Consider the following 17,204-nt stretch of genomic DNA (forward strand, 5'->3'; position numbering starts at 1 on the left):
GTGTCGCTGATGGCTACCGTGGCGGAGTGCACACAGTGATCACGCGGGACGGCCGCACCCTTGCCGTGGAGCAGTGGGGCGTCCCCGACGGGACGCCCGTCTTCTACCTGCACGGCAGCCCCATGGGACGCCTGGCCCGCCACCCCGACGACTCCTTGTTCACCAGGCTCGGCATCCGGCTGATCACCTTCGACCGCCCCGGTTTCGGGAGCTCGACGCCGCTGCCGGGGCGGCGCGTGGTGGACGGCGCGGACGACGTCGCCGCCGTGGCCGACGCGCTCGGCCTCGACGAGGTCGCCGTCTACGGGGTCTCCGGCGGCGGGCCGCACGCGCTGGCGTTCGCCGCCCGCCACCCCGGCCGGGCCGTCCGGGTCGCCTCGCTGGCGGCGCTGGCCCCGCGCGACGCCGAAGGGCTGGACTGGACGGCCGGGATGATGGAGGGCAACCGGCGCAGCGCCGCCGTCGCCCTCCAGGATCGCGAGGCCATGATCGCCCACCTGGGGGCGGACTCGTCCGGGCCGCCGCAGTTGCCGCCGTTCGAGGCCGCCGTCCTGACGCGTCCCGAGGTCAGCGCCATGTTGTCGGCCGCGTACGCCGAGGCGGTGCGTCCCGGCCTCGGCGGCTGGGCCGACGACGTCATCGCCCTCTTCGGCAGCCCCTGGGGGCTGGACCCCGCCGCCATCACCGTCCCGATCCGGCTGTGGCACGGCGAGCTGGACGGGGTCGTGCCGGTCGCGCACGCCCGCTGGCTCGCCGCCCGCATCCCCACCGCCGCCCTCACCGTCCAGCCCGACGCCGGGCACGCCGGGCACTTCGACGCCACCCCCGCCACGCTGGAGTGGCTGCTGCACGGCGACGAACCCCTCGGCGACAAGGACGAGGTGGCGGCCGTCACGACGTAGGCGGCGCGCCGGCCGGCCTGCCGTCAGTGGGGGATGGTGTCGATCAGTTCCCGGGCGCCCTGGCGGAGCAGCGCGACCGCGACGGAGGTGCCGAGCGTCGCCGGGTCGAGCGGGCCGGCCCACTCGTGCGCGTCGAGCACGCGCTTGCCGTCGGGGGAGAAGACCCGGGCGCGCAACGACAACCGGCCGTCGCGCTCGGCGCGGGCGTGACCGGCGATGGGCGAGTTGCAGTGGCCCTGGAGCACGTGCAGCAGCATGCGCTCCGCCGTGATCTCCCGCCACGTGTCGGCATGCCCCAGACCGGCGACCGCGTCGACGGTCGCCGTGTCGTCCTCCCGGCACTGCAGGGCCAGCACGCCCGCGCCGATCGGCGGGCACATCGTCTCCAGCGACAGCGCCTCGGTGATCCGGTCCGGCCGGCCGATCCGCTCCAGCCCGGCCACCGCCAGCAGCAGCGCGTCGGCCTCGCCCGCGTCCAGCTTGTCCAGGCGCCGGTTGGCGTTGCCGCGCATCGGCACGCAGCGCAGATGCGGGTGGGACGCGGCCAGCTGGGCCACGCGCCGGACCGACGACGTGCCGATCCGGGTGCCCTCGGGCAGCGCGTCCAGCTTCAGGCCGCCGGGGTGCACGAGCGCGTCGCGCAGGTCGTCACGCTTGAGGAAGGCCGCGAACACCGTGCCGGCCGGCAGCGGGCGGTCGGCGGGCACGTCCTTCATGCAGTGGACCGCGAGGTCGGCCTGACCGGCCAGCAGCGCCTCGTCGACCTCCTTGGTGAAGGCGCCCTTGCCGCCCAGCGCCGACAGGGCCCCCTGCCACCGGTCGCCGGACGTGGTGACCGGGACGACCTCGGTGCGGATGCCGGGATGCCGGTCGGCCAGCTCCCGCCGGACCCGCTCGACCTGGGCGAGCGCCATGGGAGAGGAACGCGTCACGATGCGGATCAGCTCGGGGACGGCCATCCCCCGATCGTAGGGCGTCACCTCCGTCCCCCGCGGGCCAATCCCGGAGCTCGCCATGGATGCCCCGCCGAGGGGACGGCGGCTCAGGGTACGGATCATCGATCGCCACGGGGAAGAGGACGGGGACGTCCATGATGGCCAATGATCCGGCGCGGCCGACGCTGATGACGCGGATGGTCGCGGCGTACAAGGGCGAGGTGCGCGCGGACGAACTGGAGGCGTACCGGCGGGCCGGGCCGTGATTATCCACAGACATCCGGCCTCGGGGCTGCCTATATTTCAGGCAACGGAATCTCCCTGTTGGAGGGCCAGGTGTCCGATGTGTTCGCCAAGGATCTCAGCCGTCGGGTCGTGACGAGGATCGCTCCCGCCGAACTCCCGCTGTTCGACCAGACCTGGGACGCGCTCGGCGGCAGGACCAGGTCGAGGTCCCATCGGGATCCGCTCGGTTTCGGGTTGCCGGGAGTGGACGAGCTGCTGGTGACGGCGATCGTCTCCGGCGTCGTGACGACGGTGCTCGCGGACGTGGGAAAGGACGTCGGCTCGTGGACCGGCCGGCTGATCGGCCGGTTGCGCCGTCGTCCGCGGGAGCTGCCCGAGGGGCGGCCGCCGGGCCCGCCGCCGTTGCCGCCGGCCCGGCTGACGGAGATCCGTAAGGTCGCCTACCAGAAGGCGCGCCGGATGGGCATGTCGCAGGCGCAGGCCGACGCGCTGGCCGACGCGGTGGTGAGCGAGCTGGCCCGCAGCCCGTCATGAGAGGCCGTCTGCCGTCGGCCACCACGTCCGCGTTCGTCCTGCTGATCAGCCTGGCGTTCGCGACGACCGCGATCTACCGGCCAGGGATCTTCGACCTGCTGTCGACGCAGGGGGCGGAGGTCCCGGCGAAGGTCAGGGAGGCGTGTCAGCTCGCGGCGCTGAAGGGCCTGGACGATCCCGCCTGCGACGTGATGAGCCGCGGGGCTCACCAGGATCTCCGGCTCGGCGTGTTGCTCTGTTTCGCGACGCTCATCCTGCTCACCGGGCTGCAGTACTGGTTCGGCCCGGCCTGGCGGATCCGCCGCCGGCGGCTGCGTCCGGTCGGCGGCGAGGTCGGCGAGGAGTTGCGGCGGATGGCGGCGGAGGTGCTCGGCGGCCGCCGGGTCGTCTTCCTGCTCGACGTGCTCAACCCCGCGGTGGCCGGGCTGGCCTTCGGGCGGGCCGGGCGCAGGTACGTGGTGATCAGCCGGGGCACCTGGCTGTCGTTCGAGCGCGACCGGCCGCTGTTCCGGGCGGTCGTGCTGCACGAGCTGGCGCACGTGCGCAACAGGGACCTGAACATCACGGCGGTGACGCTGGCGATGTGGCGGTCCTACGCCGCGGTGATCCTGGTGCCGGGCCTGCTCCCCGCCGTGAACGGGGTGGTGTCGGGGCAGGCGCCGTTCCTGCGGTCCGAGCAGATGCCGTTCGGGGCGCGCGCGGCGCTGTCGTGGTTGTTCGCCGCCCAGATCGCCGGGCTGGCGGTGTTGTCGTGGCTGACCCGTTCGGTGGTGCTGCAGTCGCGTGAGCTGCTGGCCGACGCCCGCGTCCTGTCGTGGGAGCGGGACGCGACGCCGCTGCGCCGCGTGTTCGAGGAGGCGCCGGCGCCGCGCCGGTGGCCGGTGTCGCTGCGGGTGCGCACCCACCCGCATCTGGCCGTCCGCCGGGCCGCGCTGGAGGACCAGGAGCCGCTGGTACGCCAGGGCTTCGTCTTCCCGCTGGCCCTGGGCGGCTGTTTCTCCCTGACCATGGATCCGGCCACGTCGCTGACCGCGCAGGGACGCACCAACACCTTGCCGTGGCCGGCGGAGGTGTTCGCCCTGCTGCTGGCCGTCGCGCTGGGGCTGCGGGCGTTGCGTGCCGTGGAGGCGCGCGGCGACGCCGTGCACGTGCCGCTGGGCCTGGCCGTGGGGCTGGCGGGCGGCTGGGTCCTGGCCCCGAGCAGGATGACCGACCATGCGCTGGCGCCGTTCCCCGTGTCGGTGCAGCTCGCCGGGCTGGTGGTGCTGGCGGTGGCGGGCCTGCTGCTGGGGGTGTGGGTGCGGTGGGTGGCGCGGGTGTGGGCGCCGCGGGTGCACGGGCTGCGGTCGGCGCTCGGGCCGCTGTTGCTGATCGCGGTGGTCGTGACGCTGGGCGCGCGGGCGTTCTACGACCTCCAGGCCGACATCATCATCGCCCACGTCCAGAAATATCCCGCTGTTTCCGACCCGCTGGCGCAGGTCCTGATCAGCGCGCAGATCATGCTGGACACCCGCCTGACGGCGGGCATCCTCCTGCTGCTCGCCGTGGCCCTGCTCATGCTGACCCCGATGGCGGTACGTTTCGTCACCCTCGGCGAACGCCGCCCGCCCGCGCCCCGGCGTACCGGCCGCATCGCCCTGGCGGTGGGCTGCGCAGCCGCCGCGGCGCTGGTCACGGCGATGGTGTCGGGCACGGTCAACGGCTACGTCTTCCAGAGCTCCGGCACCGCGTTGTCGGGCGTCATCGCGACCGGAGCCGCCGCCGGCGCCGCCCTCGCGGCCTGCGTGGCCGGGCTGTCCGGGACGTCGCCGGTCGCGAAGGGCATGGTGACGGGGCTGGCCGCGGCGGTGCTCTACGCCCTCGCGCTGGAGCTGGTGTGGCTGCCCCTGCGGACGGCGCTGCCATGGCTGATCCACATGATCATCCTGGAGCGCATGCTGGCGGCCGCGCTGATCGCCGCGCTGGCCACGGCCCTGCTGGCCCGCCTGCTGCCCGTCCGCGGAGAGCCGGCCCCGGTCGCCGGCGTGCCCGCGCGGGAGTGAGGCGGGGGCGCATCGGAAGCTACTGGGCTCTCATCAGGTCCCAGAAGGATCTGTGGCGGTCGGCGCCGGGCAGCCAGGGCGCGAGGAACCAGGCCCCCCACTCGCCGTCGGCGGTCCTGACGTGGGGGTTGAGGAGGAACTCGCCGTCGTCCCCGTAGCCGACCAGCAGGGTGTCGCGCACGTACTCCTCGGCCACATCTCGGCGACCTCGGGCTCAAGGTCACGGAACCAGCCGACCCTCGCGGCCGACATTCCGTCCGGCCCGGAGGTTGGGATGATGAATGCATGGACACCCCCACCCCGATCGACACCGATGCCTGGCCGCGCCGGCAGCACTTCGAGCACTACCGCCGGGCCGTCCCGTGCACCTACTCGATGACGGTGGAGATCGACGTCACCGCGTTCGCCGCGGCGCTCGGCCGGTCGCGGCGCAAGTCCTACCTGGCGCAGGTCTGGGCGATCGCCACGGTCGTCAACCGGCACGACGAGTTCAGGATGTGCCTCACCGCCTCGGGCGAGCCGGCCGTCTGGCCCGTCGTGCACCCGGCCTTCACGGTCTTCAACCCCGAACGCGAGACGTTCGCGTGCGTGTGGGCGCCCTACGACCCCGACTTCGGCGCCTTCCACGACGTCGCCGCTCCCCTGCTCACCGAGCACGCCCGCGCCACCGAGTTCTTCCCGCAGGGGCCGCCGCCGACCAACGCGTTCGACGTGTCGAGCCTGCCGTGGACGTCCTTCACCGGGTTCAACCTCAACATCGGCGGCGACTGGGACCACCTCGCCCCCATCTTCACCCTCGGCCGGTACACCGAGCGCGACGGCCGGGTGCTGCTCCCCCTCGCACTCCAGGTGCACCACGCCGCCGCGGACGGGTTCCACTCCGCCCGGCTCGTGAACGAGCTCCAGACCCTCGTCGCGGACCCGTCCTGGGTCGACCGGAGCCCGGCCTCCTGAACCCGCGCCGACCTCCATCGCCGCCACCGCCGTGGTCTCGGCCGTCCGGTTGCTCCTCATGCTGCTCAGGCGGTCGGAGCCGGGCAGGCACGTTCTGCCCCCGCTACCTGCGTTCCCGCTCACCGAGCCGGCGTCCGTCGGCTCGCGGCGAGGTGGGCGTCACCAGCCGACCTGGGCTCCCAGGCGGAGGCGCAGCCACAGCACCAGGCGTTCGTCCGGGTCGGCGAGGTCGAAGCCGAAGATCTCCTCCGCGCGCGCGAGCCGGTACCGGATCGTGTTCGGGTGCACGGACAGGCGATGGGAGGCGGCCGCGATGTCGCTGTTGGCGTCGAGGTAGGCGAGGATCGTGGCGGCGTACGTGGTGCCGTGGTCGAGGTCGTGGGCCCGCACCGCCGGCCCGAGCGCGCGCGGGAGCGCGTCGTGCGAGGCCAGGATCCGGGCCAGCGCCGACAGCGTCGCCCCCGCCCACACCTCGTCGATCGTGGCCACCTGGCACGGTCCCGGGGCGCCCGGCCGGTCGGCGAGCGCGCGGAGCACGAGGTCGGCGTCGGCGCGCGAGCTCGCCACCGACCGCAACCCCTGGACGAGCGAGCCCACCCCGGCCTGGACGGGCACGCGCAGCGCGCCGTGGGCCCGGCGGGCGATGTCGGCGACCAGTTCGCGGTGGGCGTTCGGCGACGGGCCGCTCGGGAGCAGGGCGTAGACCGTCCCGTCGATCAGCGCGCAGCCGTGCCGGCCGTAGTGGGTCTCGCAGTGCAGGCTCACCAGGTCGGCGAGCCGGGTGGCCGCGTGCGCGGCGAGCACCTCCTCGGCCTCGTCCGGGACGACGGCGAACGCGGCCACCGCGACGGGCAGGCCCGGATCGAGCCCGAGCTGGGGGGCCACCGCGGTGACGCTGCTCGGGTCGGCGAGCAGCCGCCGCAACAGGTCGGCCCGCCTGCGCCGCACGGCGTCGTCCGCGGTGCGGGCCGCGAGCAGGTGCAGCGAGACGATGTCGGCCACGTCGGAGAGCGCCTGCTCGGCGGCGGAGTCGAGGGAGTCGCCGGCGTCGACGACCCAGATCGAGCCCAGCTCCTCGCTCCCCGCGCGGACCGCGACGCCGAGCCGCGGCAGCCCGCCGGGGATGGCCGGGAACCGGCAGGTCCGCACCACCTGGGCGATGGTGCGGTACTGCGCGTCGTAGTCGGGGCCGTCCGGCACCTGGAGGCCGAGGATTCCCTGGCGGCGGCCCTCGTCGATGGCCTGGCCGGGCAGCGTCGAGTAGGCGAGGATGCGCCGGTTCCGGTCTTCGATCACGGTGGCGCCGCCCGCCATCGCGGCGATGGCGTTGGCCAGGGCGAACAGGTCGCCGAGCGCGGGGGCGCCGGTGGCGTGCGCGAACCGCGTGGTGGAGGCGAGGGCCGAGGAGATCATGGCGTCGAGGTGGTGCCAGGCGACGGCCTCGTCGGCGGCCAGCAGCACGACGCCCGACCGCTGGGCGGCCGCGGCCAGCTCCGCCACGGGCTCGCCGAAGCGCTTGACCACCAGGCAGGCGTACCCGGCCTCGGCCGCCGCGCCGACCAGCTCCCGCGCCCGCGGCTCGGACGTGCCCAGCCCGACGGCGAGCAGCACGGCGCCCCTGACGGGCGAGAGCGGGGCGCGCCGCTCGAAAACGAGCACGCCCGAGACCGGCACCGGTCGCTCCGGCAGCGCGGTCAGCGGCCGCAGCAGCGACGGCCCCAACGCGTCGAGGACCTGCCCGAGCTCGGACACGCCGGTTTCGAGCATCCTCACCTCTTTGGCCAGACGCACAAGACATTCGCGAGATCCCTGGAAGGACACCGCATGCACCCGCTCGGCACGGACGCGACGCTGTCTGCATGCGCACACCGGCAGGCGCGCCGCGGTCGGCCCCAGCGACTGTACCGGTCCCGGCCGGGGCGAGCGCAACCGCTGTTCACGTCCGGTCGGACCGTGGGCGAGACGAGTGTGAAGGGGACATCATGCGAGCTGGGACGAGTGCCGTCGCGGCCCTGGCGGTCACCGCCGCCCTGGTGACCGCACCCGCGGCGGCGGCCGCGCCGCAGTGCGACACCGGACCCATCCGGACGGCCCTGGAGTCGCTGAAGGACGTCGGCGCGCCGGGGATCGTCGTGACGGTCAAGAGCCCGGGCTGCGGCCTCTGGAGCGGAGGCATCGGCGTGGCCGACCGCAGGACGGGCCGCAAGGTCACCGGCGACGAGCACAGCCGGATCGGCAGCGACACCAAGGCGTGGACCGCCACCGTCGTGCTCCAGCTCGTCGGCGAGGGCCGGATCAGGCTGGACGACACCGTCGACCGCTACCTGCCGGGCCTCGTCCGCACCAAGCGCTACGACGGGCGCAGGATCACGATCAGGCAGCTCCTGCAGCACACCAGCGGCCTGCCCGAGTATCTGGAGGCGCCGTTCTGGGCCGACGAGGAGGCGCACCGCTGGGACCACATCGAGCCCCTGCGCACGGTCCGGCAGGCGCTCGCCCTGCCGCCGCCCGACAGGACCCCCGACGGCTTCGCCTACGCCAACACCAACTACAACCTGGCCGGGCTGATCGTCGCCAAGGTCACCGGCCGCGACATCGGCACCGAGATCGACCAGCGGATCATCAAACGCCTCGGGCTGCGCGGCACCTCCTGGCCCGGCGACCGCACCACGATCGCCAAGCCCGACCTGCGCAGCTACGTCAAGCGCGGCGGGTCCCTGGTGGACCGGACCGAATGGAACACCACCGAGGCCGACGCCTCCGGCGAGCTCATCTCCACCGGCGCCGACGCGACCGCCTTCTGGACCGCGCTGGTGACCGGCAGGCTGCTGGCCCCGGCCCAGCTCGCCGAGATGAAACGGACCATACCCGACGACGCCGGCCAGGGCTACGGCCTGGGCGTCGAGCGCTACCAGCTCGTTCCGGGACAGGACGCCTGGGGGCACGCGGGCAGCATGGCGGGCGGCCACACGTTCAGGAACGCCGTCACCGACGACGGCGAGCGCGCCGTGACCCTCCTGATCGGCACGGACGAGTTCGACTCCGACCGCGTCGACGCCGTCATCGGCACCCTCATCCGCGACCTCCGCTGACCTCTCCCGGACGGCCGGTCACGTTGATCGGATCACCGGGGCGGCAGACCGGTCTCCCCCAGGTGGGGGAGGCCGCTCACCCGCTCGGGTGATCTTCCGAGAGCACGGCGCGGACACAGTGGAGGCAGGCCGATCAAACTCCTGCACACGGCTCCCGCCGAGAGCGACACCGAGCGGCATGTCCCCCGCTGGGCGCTACGTGCCGCCTACGCGCTTCCGCTGCTGGTGCTGCCCTCCTGCCTCTGCGGCTGCCGTTCGTCCTCGATTTCGAGATGGGCCAGATCCACGCCACCGACATGCCGGCGCTGTGGATCAGAATTCCGTCCATCCTCGGGCTCAGTACGCTGTCAGAGCCGGCGGCGTTGCTGAGCATCGGCCTGGTACGCCGGTGGGGGGGATCGTCCCGGCCTGGGTCCCTCTTCTCGGGGGCCGGCTCATCCCGCCGATGGCTGCGCTGGTTCCCGCGGCGGCCGGGGTGTGATCCTGCCGGTGTTGCCGGTGCCGACGGTGCTCCAATGGGTGGGGGCCGTTGACGAGATCGCCTACGAGAACGTCTGGTGGGAGATTCCGGCCAAGGTGTGCATCAGCCCGCTCAACCTGTGGGGCCCCATGGTCCTCGCCCTGACCTGCGCGTACTACGTGCGCCGGTGCCGTCCTGGCCCGAAGGCCGCCGCCTGACAGCGTGGCGGCGACTGCCTCACAACCATCCCCGCTGAGGCTCCCCCGGCATCCGCCTCAGGCCGGGCGCGCCTCTCCCGCGGACGGACGGAGTCGTCCGCGGTGAGGGTTCTCCCGGGGACCTGTCGGGGGCATCCCTGATGCAGGGCGAGGGGAAGGCCGGACAGGATGGACGGCATGAAGATCACTGCGATCGCGGGCGGCCTGCTGGCCTCCGCGGTGCTCCTGACCGGGTGCGGCCTGGACGCCATCGGCAAACCGAAGAACGAGGAGACCAGCACGTACCAGGTCAAGGAGAAGGTGCAGCAGCTTCACCTCAGAAGCGGCAGCGGGAACGTGACCGTCACCGAGTCGGACGTGCCGTCCGTCCGCGTGACCGAGAGGCTCTACTGGAGCAACGACAAGCCGCAGGCCGCGCACAAGGTGGAGGGCGGCACGCTGTCCGTCTACTACGACTGCGAGAAGTCGTGGGGCACCTGCGGGGTCGAGTACCAGGTGGAGATCCCCAAGGGGCTGCCGGTCAACCTGGACACCGGCTCGGGCGATCTGACGCTGAGGTCGCTCACCGGCCCTCTGGACCTGGAGGCCGGCTCCGGCGACATCAAGGGTGAGGGCCTGGGCGGCAAGAAGCTCCTGGTCAAGGGGGGATCCAGCCAGGTCACCCTGAAGTACGCGGCCGCGCCGGAAAGCGTCGAGCTGTCGGTCGGCTCGGGCGACGTCGCGCTCACCGTCCCCGACGAGACCTTCGACGTGAAGGTCGGCACGACCTCCGGTGACGCCGACATCTCGGTCAGGAAGGACAGCTCCTCGCCGCGCAAGATGTCGCTGACCACGGGTTCCGGAGACGTCACTGTCTCCGCCGGGTGACCGGCTCCCCCACGCACGTCCCGGTCGCCCGCCGCGCGGGCGTTCCCCCTGTTCCGGCCCGCAGGACGCGCCCGGCACCGTCCCCGTCGGCCGGTGCCGAGGGGCGGACGCCGGGCGCGACGAGTCAGCCGGTGTAGTCGGTGGCGTGGGCGGTGCCGACCGGCCACAGGTATTTGGCGTTGTCGGCCGGAGTGTAGCTGCGGTTGCCGTCGCCGGTGCGCGCCTGGATGCGGTTGTCGCGCCATGTGGAACCGCGGGCCTTGCCGCCCCAGATGCCGCCGTACAGGAAGCCGTGCAGCTGGTCGAGCTCGGCCGAGAAGACGTTCCCTGACACGGTGATGTTCTTGGCGTTGTCGGCCGTGCCGATGCTGAGGGCGTAACCCCATCCGGAGATGTAGTTGTTCGTGACGGAGACGTCCTGGTAGACACCCTTGCCCTGCAGCGCCAGGCCGTTGGTGTTGCCCAGGGACGCCAGGGTGTTGTGGCTGACGATCATGTGGCCGCCGTTGCCCTCGCTCTGCGGGCCGATGCCGTCATGGTGGTAGACGTCGCGTCCGGTGTCGGCCATGTCATGGATGTAGTTGTTCGTCCATGTCGAGGGCCGGCCGGGGAATCCGGTCACCATGATCAGTCCGGCGTTGCCCCAGATGTCGTTGTGGTCCATGACGGCGACGGCTTCCTTCATCGTCGTCATCAGCTGCCACGACTTGTCGAACGGCGTGCCCGGCTTGGCGTGCGCGGACGACACCTTGCCGTCATTGCCGGGGGGCATGGTGTAGGAGCTGGGCTTGAACGTCGAGTACAGGAACTTGATGTTGGTGTCGGAGTAGATCTGCACCAAGTTGTCGTCGGGGTTCGTGCCCTCGAACAGGCAGCCCACGAACGTGAGATTGTCGCCGTAGATGTACACCTTCGAGGCGGTGAAGCGCTTGAAGGAGATGACGCTGTTGTCGGGGTACTCGACACGCAACGGCTTGTCGGGGCTCATGCCGGACGCATGGTCGGCGAGCTTGCCGGGATAGGCGCCCAGCCCGAGGCCGCCGGCGTTCGCGGGGGTGCGTGCGTAGCCGGTGTTGGAGAAGTCCGGCCAGTATCCCGAGCCGTCGTTGGGCCGCGCCGCGATGGCGGAGCCGGTCCCAGGGGGCGGCGACGCGGTCAGCGTCTTGGTGGGCGTCGGCGTCGCGGACTTGGTGGGCGTCGGCGTCGCGGACTTGGTGGGCGTCGGCGTCGCGGACTTGGTGGGCGTCGGCGTCGCGGACTTGGTCGGGGTCTTGGTCGGGGTGGGCGACGGCGCGGGCGTCTTCGTCGGCTTTTTGGTCGGGGTGGCGGTGGGCCTGTGGGTGGGCCTGCGCTTGCGGGTCGGCCTGGGTGACGCGGTCGGCGTGGCGAGACGGGTGTTCTCGCTGGTCATGGCCATCAGGCTGGCGTCCTGGACGGCGGTGGCCCGGCCGTTCTGCGCGTCCGCGCCGGCCACCATGACCGAGGCGACGAGCGCCGCAGCGGCTGACACGCTGCCCCATCTGATCAGGCGGTCGACCAGGAAGCGGCGCGGCCGGAATAAATGCTGAGGTGACATATGAGCGGTCCCCGTGGTATTTCGGCGATGAATCGAGTCTCTCCGGCCGGACCGAGCCTGTGGCACGCGCAGGACGAAGCCTCATACCGGCCCTCGCCTCGCCGTTTCCGCTATCGGCCCGTCCGCCGGACGCCGAACACCATAAGCCATGATGATCACTTGACACAAGGAACGGCAATTGACCGGCGAAGGTTCGCCTCGACTCGGCGCCAGGGCGGGGGCCGGCGGTCGCACTACCGGGGAAATCGGTCCGACAGGCACGGCTGCCGGGGCGGATTTCCGCAGCTGAAAGGCATCGCTCTGGGCACCTTCCGCATCCGGCTGACAGCGGGCAACGTGATGCGATAAAGTCTGCAAAATTCCAACCTGAACGGTTTGTCGTCACCGGTGACAGCACGAGCGTTCACGGATCGGTAACATTGCTTACCATCCGCGTGAACATCCGAAGCGGGTCGCCACTAATTCACCGACATGATGACGTCATTGACGGTGACCGACGATTACCTCTGCGGTTTTCCGTAAACCGTCTGGACATTGGCATCACGCTCGGCGAAGCGGCGGATCGTGACGTCCTCCCTGGCCAGAAGCACCCTGACGGGAATTGTCGCCCGCGGCTTGCGCCCCCGGGTCGTGGCCGTCTCGCAAAAGAGGTTGGCCACCGAACCGCAGACTCCCCCGTCGCGAGAACGTGATGGACGAGCTACGGACAGCGTCCAGGCCGAGGCCGGCGCGCCGGCCACGCCGGTTCTCCCTCCCGAGGCGTCGGCACTCCCTTGCCGATCCGCCGAGCCGGAGCTTGCGCCATCGGGACGACAAAAGTCCCGGACGTTGACTTTGTCGCAAGGCATGACGCACCATGTTGCTACAAAGCTTGCGACAAAAGGAGGGGGCATGACGAACGCTTCCATGTCCGACGCCGGACCGCCGCCGGCCGACATCCGGTGCGCCGAGACCTGGCTGCGGCGGCACGGCCTGGGCGACGGCCCGCCGACGCCGCTGCTGGCCACGCGCCTGGCGGTGCGGCGGCGGGTGCGGCTGCTGGGCAGCGTCCTTCTGGCCGTGCTGATCGTCGCGGCCTCCCTGGCGCAGGTCGCCGCCCTGCCAGGAGCCTCCAGCGGGTCCGGGTCGAACCGGCCGGTGCTGATGCTGGCGCTGAGCGGGTCGATCGTCGCACTGCTCTTGACCCAGGTGCTGCTGGACGCCTGGGTGCGGCGCGTCGACCGGCGCGCCGGGGCGGCCCTGCCGCGGCGGGTGACCCATCCGGTGCAGCTCGGCTGGGCCGCCCTGCTCGGACGGCCCTACGCCGTCATGGCGGGCGCCGCCTTCGCCTGCGCGTTCGCGCTGGGGGTGAGCGCGCTGGTCGTCACCGAGGGCACCGCGCGGCACGCCGCCGTCGTGCTGCTGGTCGCCGTGACCGGCGTCGCCCTCGGCGCCGTCCTGCAACTGCGGGAGATGCTGGCCCGGCCCGTCGTGGCCGAGGACGAGGTCTCGCTGACGGCCGACGTCGTCATGCGGATCGAGGACGCGCGCGAGAGCTCCGCGCCGGCTGTTCTGTGGTCGCTGCCGGTGGTGTTGCTGTCCGGGTTCGCGCCCGGGTGGTGGAGCGCCGCCTCGGTGGGCTTCCTGGTGCTGGGGATGCTCGCCCTGGTCGCCGTCCATGTCAGGGCGCCGTCGTACGCGGCCACGGCGCGGCGCGCGGTGGGCCTGCGGTGATCGTCATCGATGCGGGCTCTCCGGTCCCGCCGTTCGAGCAGTTGCGGGCCCAGCTCGCCCGGCAGATCCAGAACCGTACGCTGGCCGTGGGCGCCCGGCTGCCGACCATCCGCCACATGGCGGCCGACCTCGGCCTGGCCGTCAACACGGTCGGCCGGGCCTACCGGGAGCTGGAGGAGGCGGGGCTGATCGAGACGCGCGGGCGGGCGGGCTCGTTCGTGTCGGCCGCCGGTGAGGAGGGCCGGGAACGGGCCCGCCGGGCCGCCGCCGACTACGCCGCCGTGATCGCCAGCGTCGGCCTCGACGCGGCCGAAGCGCTCCGCATCGTGCAGGCGGCTCTGACGTCCGGCGCGGTGGCGCCGGCCTCGTCATGACCGCGCCCCGGCCGCGGGGTCACGTCACCGGGCGCCGTGGCCGGGGGCACATCACGGCGGTGCCAGGGACGCCGTCGGGCCCTCCCGCTACATCCGCGCGATGGTGTCGTTCATGGCCGACTCCGTCCTGCACGCCCCGCAGCTCATGCAACGGGTGGCGGCCGGGGCGCTGTCCTCGGGGCTGCTACGGTGATCAACCCCTTCTACCGAGCCCGCCGCCTGTACGCCGAACGCCTGCTCGCCGACCTCCTGCCCGAATCCGTCACCTGGCGCGTCATGAATCGACTCTAGGCGGGCGCGCGCGAGGACTTGCCGTCGGTTGGAGTGTCGTCTCCGGCCGTGGAGGCTTCTCCGGTGAAGCGGCGCAGCTCCGGGCTGAGCGCGGCGACAGCGGCGGTCAGGCCGAGCAGCCCGCCCAGCACGATGAGTGCCGCCGCGCCGCCCAGTGTCGCAGCCAGTGCCCCGCCGAGGACCGGCCCGAGCGGCTTGAGCGCCATCGCGCTCATGCTCAGGATCGCGCCCATCCGGCCGAGCATCGCTTCGGGCACCATTCGTGCGACCACCACGTTCATCACCACGTTCAGTGAGGGCGTCGACAAGGTGATGGACACCAGCGGGATCATCGGCCACCACGCCCCCCAGGGCAGTGCCGTGGCCGCCAGCGCGGCACCGAAGACCGTCACGACGGCCAGCAGGAGCCTGCCGGGAGGCAGGAGCTTGCTGATGCGGCCCGACAGCAGCGCACCGGTCAGTCCGCCGATTCCGAGGCCGGCCAGGACCATGCCGGTGATGCGAGCATCACCGCCGCGTTCGCCGACGAGCACGATCAGCGGGATGAGGAACGCTCCGCCGAGCAGGTTGAGGATCATCACCGCTGCGGTGACCTCCCGCAGGCCGTGCCGGCGCCACAGCCAGGTGATGGCCTCGGCCGCTTCCCGGCGCATGCTCGGCCGGATCGGCCGCCGCTCCTCGCCATGATCTTGGGCAGAGGGTCGCGGCTCGTCCGCCGGGCGGCGTGGCACCTTGGCGAGAGCGTAGAAGAGGGTGGCGGCAAGGAAGGTGATGGTGTCGACGACGAAGGGCACTGCCCGCCCCAGGCCGTACAGCAGGCCGCCGAGCGGAGGGCCGATCAGCCCGGCCGCGTGGGTACGGGCCTCCTCCTGCGCGTAGGCACTGTGCAGCTGGCCCAAGGGGACGATGCCGCGCAGCGCCGTCTCCTGGACGGGACCGATGAACGCGACGCACAGCCCGTCCAGCACTGCCAGCGTGACGAACTGCCAGACCTGTACGTGACCGGTGATGATCAGCGCCGTCAGCAGCGCGGAGACGACCGCCTGGAGGCCCTGGGCCGTGATGAGCGTACGGCGGCGGTCCCACCGGTCCACCCAGACGCCGGCCGGCATCTGGACCGCCAGGAAGGCGACGGTACGAGCTCCGGCGACGACGCCTGCCAGCCCAGGCGAGTCGGTGATCGCCAGCACCAGAAGCGGCATGGCGAGCGCGGTGAGCTGCGACCCCAGCTCAGAGACCGCGCTACCAACCCACAGTAGTTGAAAACGCACGTTCTTCCGCAGGGGCACGATGTCGGTCACGAAGCGTCTTCCTTGCATGCGGGGGGTGCGGTCACCTGGCCTGACGTGCACTTCGGAGGCGAAGGCCGCGCCGGTTCCGGCTTCGGACAGGCCGGGCGGGACCCGGAGAAGATACCTACCGGAGATGGCGCTGTCCACCGGACAGAACCGGTCGGGGGCACATGTGTTCTCCGAGTCGGAAGCGAACTCGTACGAGACGGCCGCCCGCGCGGAAGAAGTCGGTGATCCACCGCTGGAGCCCGCAGCAGGCGACGGTCACGCCCTGGCGCGCACCTGCCGGGCCGCCACCAAGGAGGCCACCACGAGAACGGTGAGCACACTCCAGTACAGGAAACCGCGCACGCTCGTCACCAGCAGGTTCTCAGCCAGGTAGACCAGGCCGGGAACCAGATGGACGGCGGCGGCCAGCGCCCAGCGGCCGTCCCGGACGGCCAGCGTGGCGGCCAGCACCAGCAGCAGGATCATCACCTCGACGCCGGCCCGTGCGGCGCCCAAGACCGGCTCGTCCGTCGGCACCTGCGTGAGCTGCAGTGCCCAGCCGGCCGGCGGGACGAGCAGCCACCACGGCGACCGGGCGGGCATCGTCGCGCCCCACCATCGAGCCTTCCCCGACGTGCGGCCCGCCCCGGTCCGCCGAACGGCCAGGACCGCCGACGCGGCCGCGACCACCCAGTAGGGCGCGACCGGCGCGAGGTCACCGTACAGCGGGCCGACGTCGACCACCGGGACGTAGGACCCTCCGCCGACGATGGGCCGGCTCGTCCACACCGCGGCGAACGCCGCGACAGGAGCCGCGACCCGCATCCATCCCCGCACGAGCGCCACCATCAGAACGACCCCGAGCGCCGTCCACACCCTGTAGTTGAAGTACGGCAGGACAGGAAGCTGCGCGAAGGTGAGCACCGCCACGACCAGCGCGCCGAGGTGCAGGCCGTCGGCCCACCCCGGCACGCCGGTCGCCCGGGCGGCCCGGACGCGCACGGTGAACCCGCCGGCCAGGAGAGGCAGCGTCTCGCGGAGCGACGGCCGCAGGGCCCCGGGCCGGGCCGCCTCCAGCAGCGTGCCGATCAGCTCCTCGCCGTGCTCGGCGCGGTAGTCCTCGGGGTAGGCGCGCAGAAGGCGGCGGTACCGCTTCTCGAGAACGTGGCTCATGCGCTCGTCACCCCACCCGGCCGCAGGACGAGTGCGGCGGCGCGCTGCAACCGGGCCGCCTGCGCACGGACGGCGCGCACGCCGTCGTCGGTGATCCGGTAGTAACGCCGCGGACGCCCGTTGACGGTCTCCTCGCGGTCCAGCCGCACCCAGCCGGTCTCCGAGAGCCGGTCGAGCGCGCCGTACAGGGTGCCGACAGCGAGATCGACCTCGCCGAGCGACTGGGTCCGGGCCTGCTTGATGATCCCGTATCCGTGGAGTGGCTCTTGCATCAGGGCGACGAGGATGAAGTACGTCGCCTCCGTCATGCCGGTCACGGCCCGACTATATATCGACCGTCGAAGTATGGGGAGGGTCGCTTGCCTTGGCCGTCGGGCAGGGAGAGGTCAGCTCCAGGAGCGCCCTTTGCCCGTGACCGCGGGTGGTGCGAGGGCGTCCGGCCTCGCGGCGGGACCGGCCGGCTCAGCGCGCGCCGCTCAGACGTGAGGCGGCAACGGCGTGCAGGACGCCCGCCGCCAGTCGACCCGCTGCACCCGGCCGACCTCGT

General features: G+C 72.3%; 16 protein-coding genes. 9 read left to right on the forward strand and 7 right to left on the reverse strand.

The genetic code is table 11. The features are described 5' to 3' along the window. Positions 1-26 precede the first annotated feature (26 nt). Positions 27-902: an alpha/beta hydrolase gene (locus ABZ444_RS24415; RefSeq protein ID WP_358000953.1), complete on the forward strand. Its 876-nt coding sequence runs from the start codon at positions 27-29 to the stop codon at positions 900-902. A gap of 23 nt (positions 903-925) precedes the next feature. On the opposite strand, the gene hemC is transcribed toward ABZ444_RS24415, so the two are convergent. Then, positions 926-1,861: a hydroxymethylbilane synthase gene (hemC, locus tag ABZ444_RS24420; protein ID WP_358000956.1), complete on the reverse strand. Its 936-nt coding sequence runs from the start codon at positions 1,859-1,861 to the stop codon at positions 926-928. Between the two features lie 312 nt (positions 1,862-2,173). On the opposite strand from hemC, the gene ABZ444_RS24425 reads away from it, so the two are divergent. Then, positions 2,174-2,617, forward strand: coding sequence for a hypothetical protein (locus ABZ444_RS24425; protein WP_358000959.1), 444 nt, complete (start codon positions 2,174-2,176; stop codon positions 2,615-2,617). Next, positions 2,614-4,659, forward strand: coding sequence for a M48 family metalloprotease (locus ABZ444_RS24430; RefSeq protein WP_358000962.1), 2,046 nt, complete (start codon positions 2,614-2,616; stop codon positions 4,657-4,659). Before ABZ444_RS24425 ends, ABZ444_RS24430 begins: the two co-directional genes overlap by 4 nt. Positions 4,660-4,678: 19 nt before the next feature. Here ABZ444_RS24430 and ABZ444_RS24435 read toward each other — a convergent pair whose 3' ends face one another. Then, positions 4,679-4,855 (reverse strand): hypothetical protein, encoded by a 177-nt coding sequence (locus ABZ444_RS24435; protein WP_358000965.1) that lies wholly within the window; start codon positions 4,853-4,855, stop codon positions 4,679-4,681. 89 nt (positions 4,856-4,944) lie between these two features. On the opposite strand from ABZ444_RS24435, the gene catA reads away from it, so the two are divergent. Further along, positions 4,945-5,613 (forward strand): type A chloramphenicol O-acetyltransferase, encoded by a 669-nt coding sequence (gene catA / locus ABZ444_RS24440; protein ID WP_358000968.1) that lies wholly within the window; start codon positions 4,945-4,947, stop codon positions 5,611-5,613. A 159-nt stretch (positions 5,614-5,772) separates the two neighbouring features. Here the strand turns inward: catA and ABZ444_RS24445 are convergent, their stop codons facing one another. Further along, positions 5,773-7,380 carry a helix-turn-helix domain-containing protein gene (locus ABZ444_RS24445; RefSeq protein ID WP_358000971.1) on the reverse strand — a complete coding sequence of 536 codons (1,608 nt, stop codon included), beginning with the start codon at positions 7,378-7,380 and terminating at the stop codon, positions 5,773-5,775. A gap of 215 nt (positions 7,381-7,595) precedes the next feature. Between ABZ444_RS24445 and ABZ444_RS24450 the strand changes: the two genes are divergently transcribed. The 3 genes from ABZ444_RS24450 to ABZ444_RS24460 all read left to right on the forward strand — a co-directional run bounded on the left by ABZ444_RS24450 (position 7,596) and on the right by ABZ444_RS24460 (position 10,250). After that, positions 7,596-8,705, forward strand: a complete 1,110-nt coding sequence (locus ABZ444_RS24450; protein ID WP_358000974.1) for a serine hydrolase domain-containing protein — start codon at positions 7,596-7,598, stop codon at positions 8,703-8,705. Between the two features lie 489 nt (positions 8,706-9,194). After that, positions 9,195-9,383 (forward strand): hypothetical protein, encoded by a 189-nt coding sequence (locus tag ABZ444_RS24455; RefSeq protein ID WP_358000977.1) that lies wholly within the window; start codon positions 9,195-9,197, stop codon positions 9,381-9,383. Between the two features lie 177 nt (positions 9,384-9,560). Beyond that, positions 9,561-10,250 (forward strand): DUF4097 family beta strand repeat-containing protein, encoded by a 690-nt coding sequence (locus ABZ444_RS24460; protein ID WP_358000980.1) that lies wholly within the window; start codon positions 9,561-9,563, stop codon positions 10,248-10,250. Positions 10,251-10,374: 124 nt separating this feature from the next. Here the strand turns inward: ABZ444_RS24460 and ABZ444_RS24465 are convergent, their stop codons facing one another. After that, positions 10,375-11,760, reverse strand: a complete 1,386-nt coding sequence (locus tag ABZ444_RS24465) for a hypothetical protein (protein ID WP_358000983.1) — start codon at positions 11,758-11,760, stop codon at positions 10,375-10,377. Positions 11,761-12,717: 957 nt separating this feature from the next. Between ABZ444_RS24465 and ABZ444_RS24470 the strand changes: the two genes are divergently transcribed. Together ABZ444_RS24470 and ABZ444_RS24475 are read left to right on the forward strand one after the other, a co-directional pair. After that, on the forward strand, positions 12,718-13,539 hold the full coding sequence (locus tag ABZ444_RS24470; RefSeq protein ID WP_358000986.1) for a hypothetical protein: 822 nt from the start codon (positions 12,718-12,720) through the stop codon (positions 13,537-13,539). Further along, entirely contained in the window at positions 13,536-13,913 is a 378-nt protein-coding gene (locus ABZ444_RS24475; protein WP_358000989.1) for a GntR family transcriptional regulator, read from the forward strand. Before ABZ444_RS24470 ends, ABZ444_RS24475 begins: the two co-directional genes overlap by 4 nt. Positions 13,914-14,200: 287 nt before the next feature. Here the strand turns inward: ABZ444_RS24475 and ABZ444_RS24480 are convergent, their stop codons facing one another. The 3 genes from ABZ444_RS24480 to ABZ444_RS24490 all read right to left on the reverse strand — a co-directional run bounded on the left by ABZ444_RS24480 (position 14,201) and on the right by ABZ444_RS24490 (position 16,965). Then, positions 14,201-15,505 (reverse strand): MFS transporter, encoded by a 1,305-nt coding sequence (locus ABZ444_RS24480; RefSeq protein WP_358000992.1) that lies wholly within the window; start codon positions 15,503-15,505, stop codon positions 14,201-14,203. Positions 15,506-15,760: 255 nt separating this feature from the next. Continuing rightward, positions 15,761-16,657, reverse strand: coding sequence for a hypothetical protein (locus ABZ444_RS24485; RefSeq protein ID WP_358000995.1), 897 nt, complete (start codon positions 16,655-16,657; stop codon positions 15,761-15,763). Beyond that, on the reverse strand, positions 16,654-16,965 hold the full coding sequence (locus ABZ444_RS24490) for a PadR family transcriptional regulator (protein WP_358001042.1): 312 nt from the start codon (positions 16,963-16,965) through the stop codon (positions 16,654-16,656). Before ABZ444_RS24490 ends, ABZ444_RS24485 begins: the two co-directional genes overlap by 4 nt. Between the last annotated feature and the right edge of the window lie 239 nt (positions 16,966-17,204).

Source organism: Nonomuraea sp. NPDC005730 (assembly GCF_040630865.1).
GTDB lineage: Bacteria > Actinomycetota > Actinomycetes > Streptosporangiales > Streptosporangiaceae > Nonomuraea.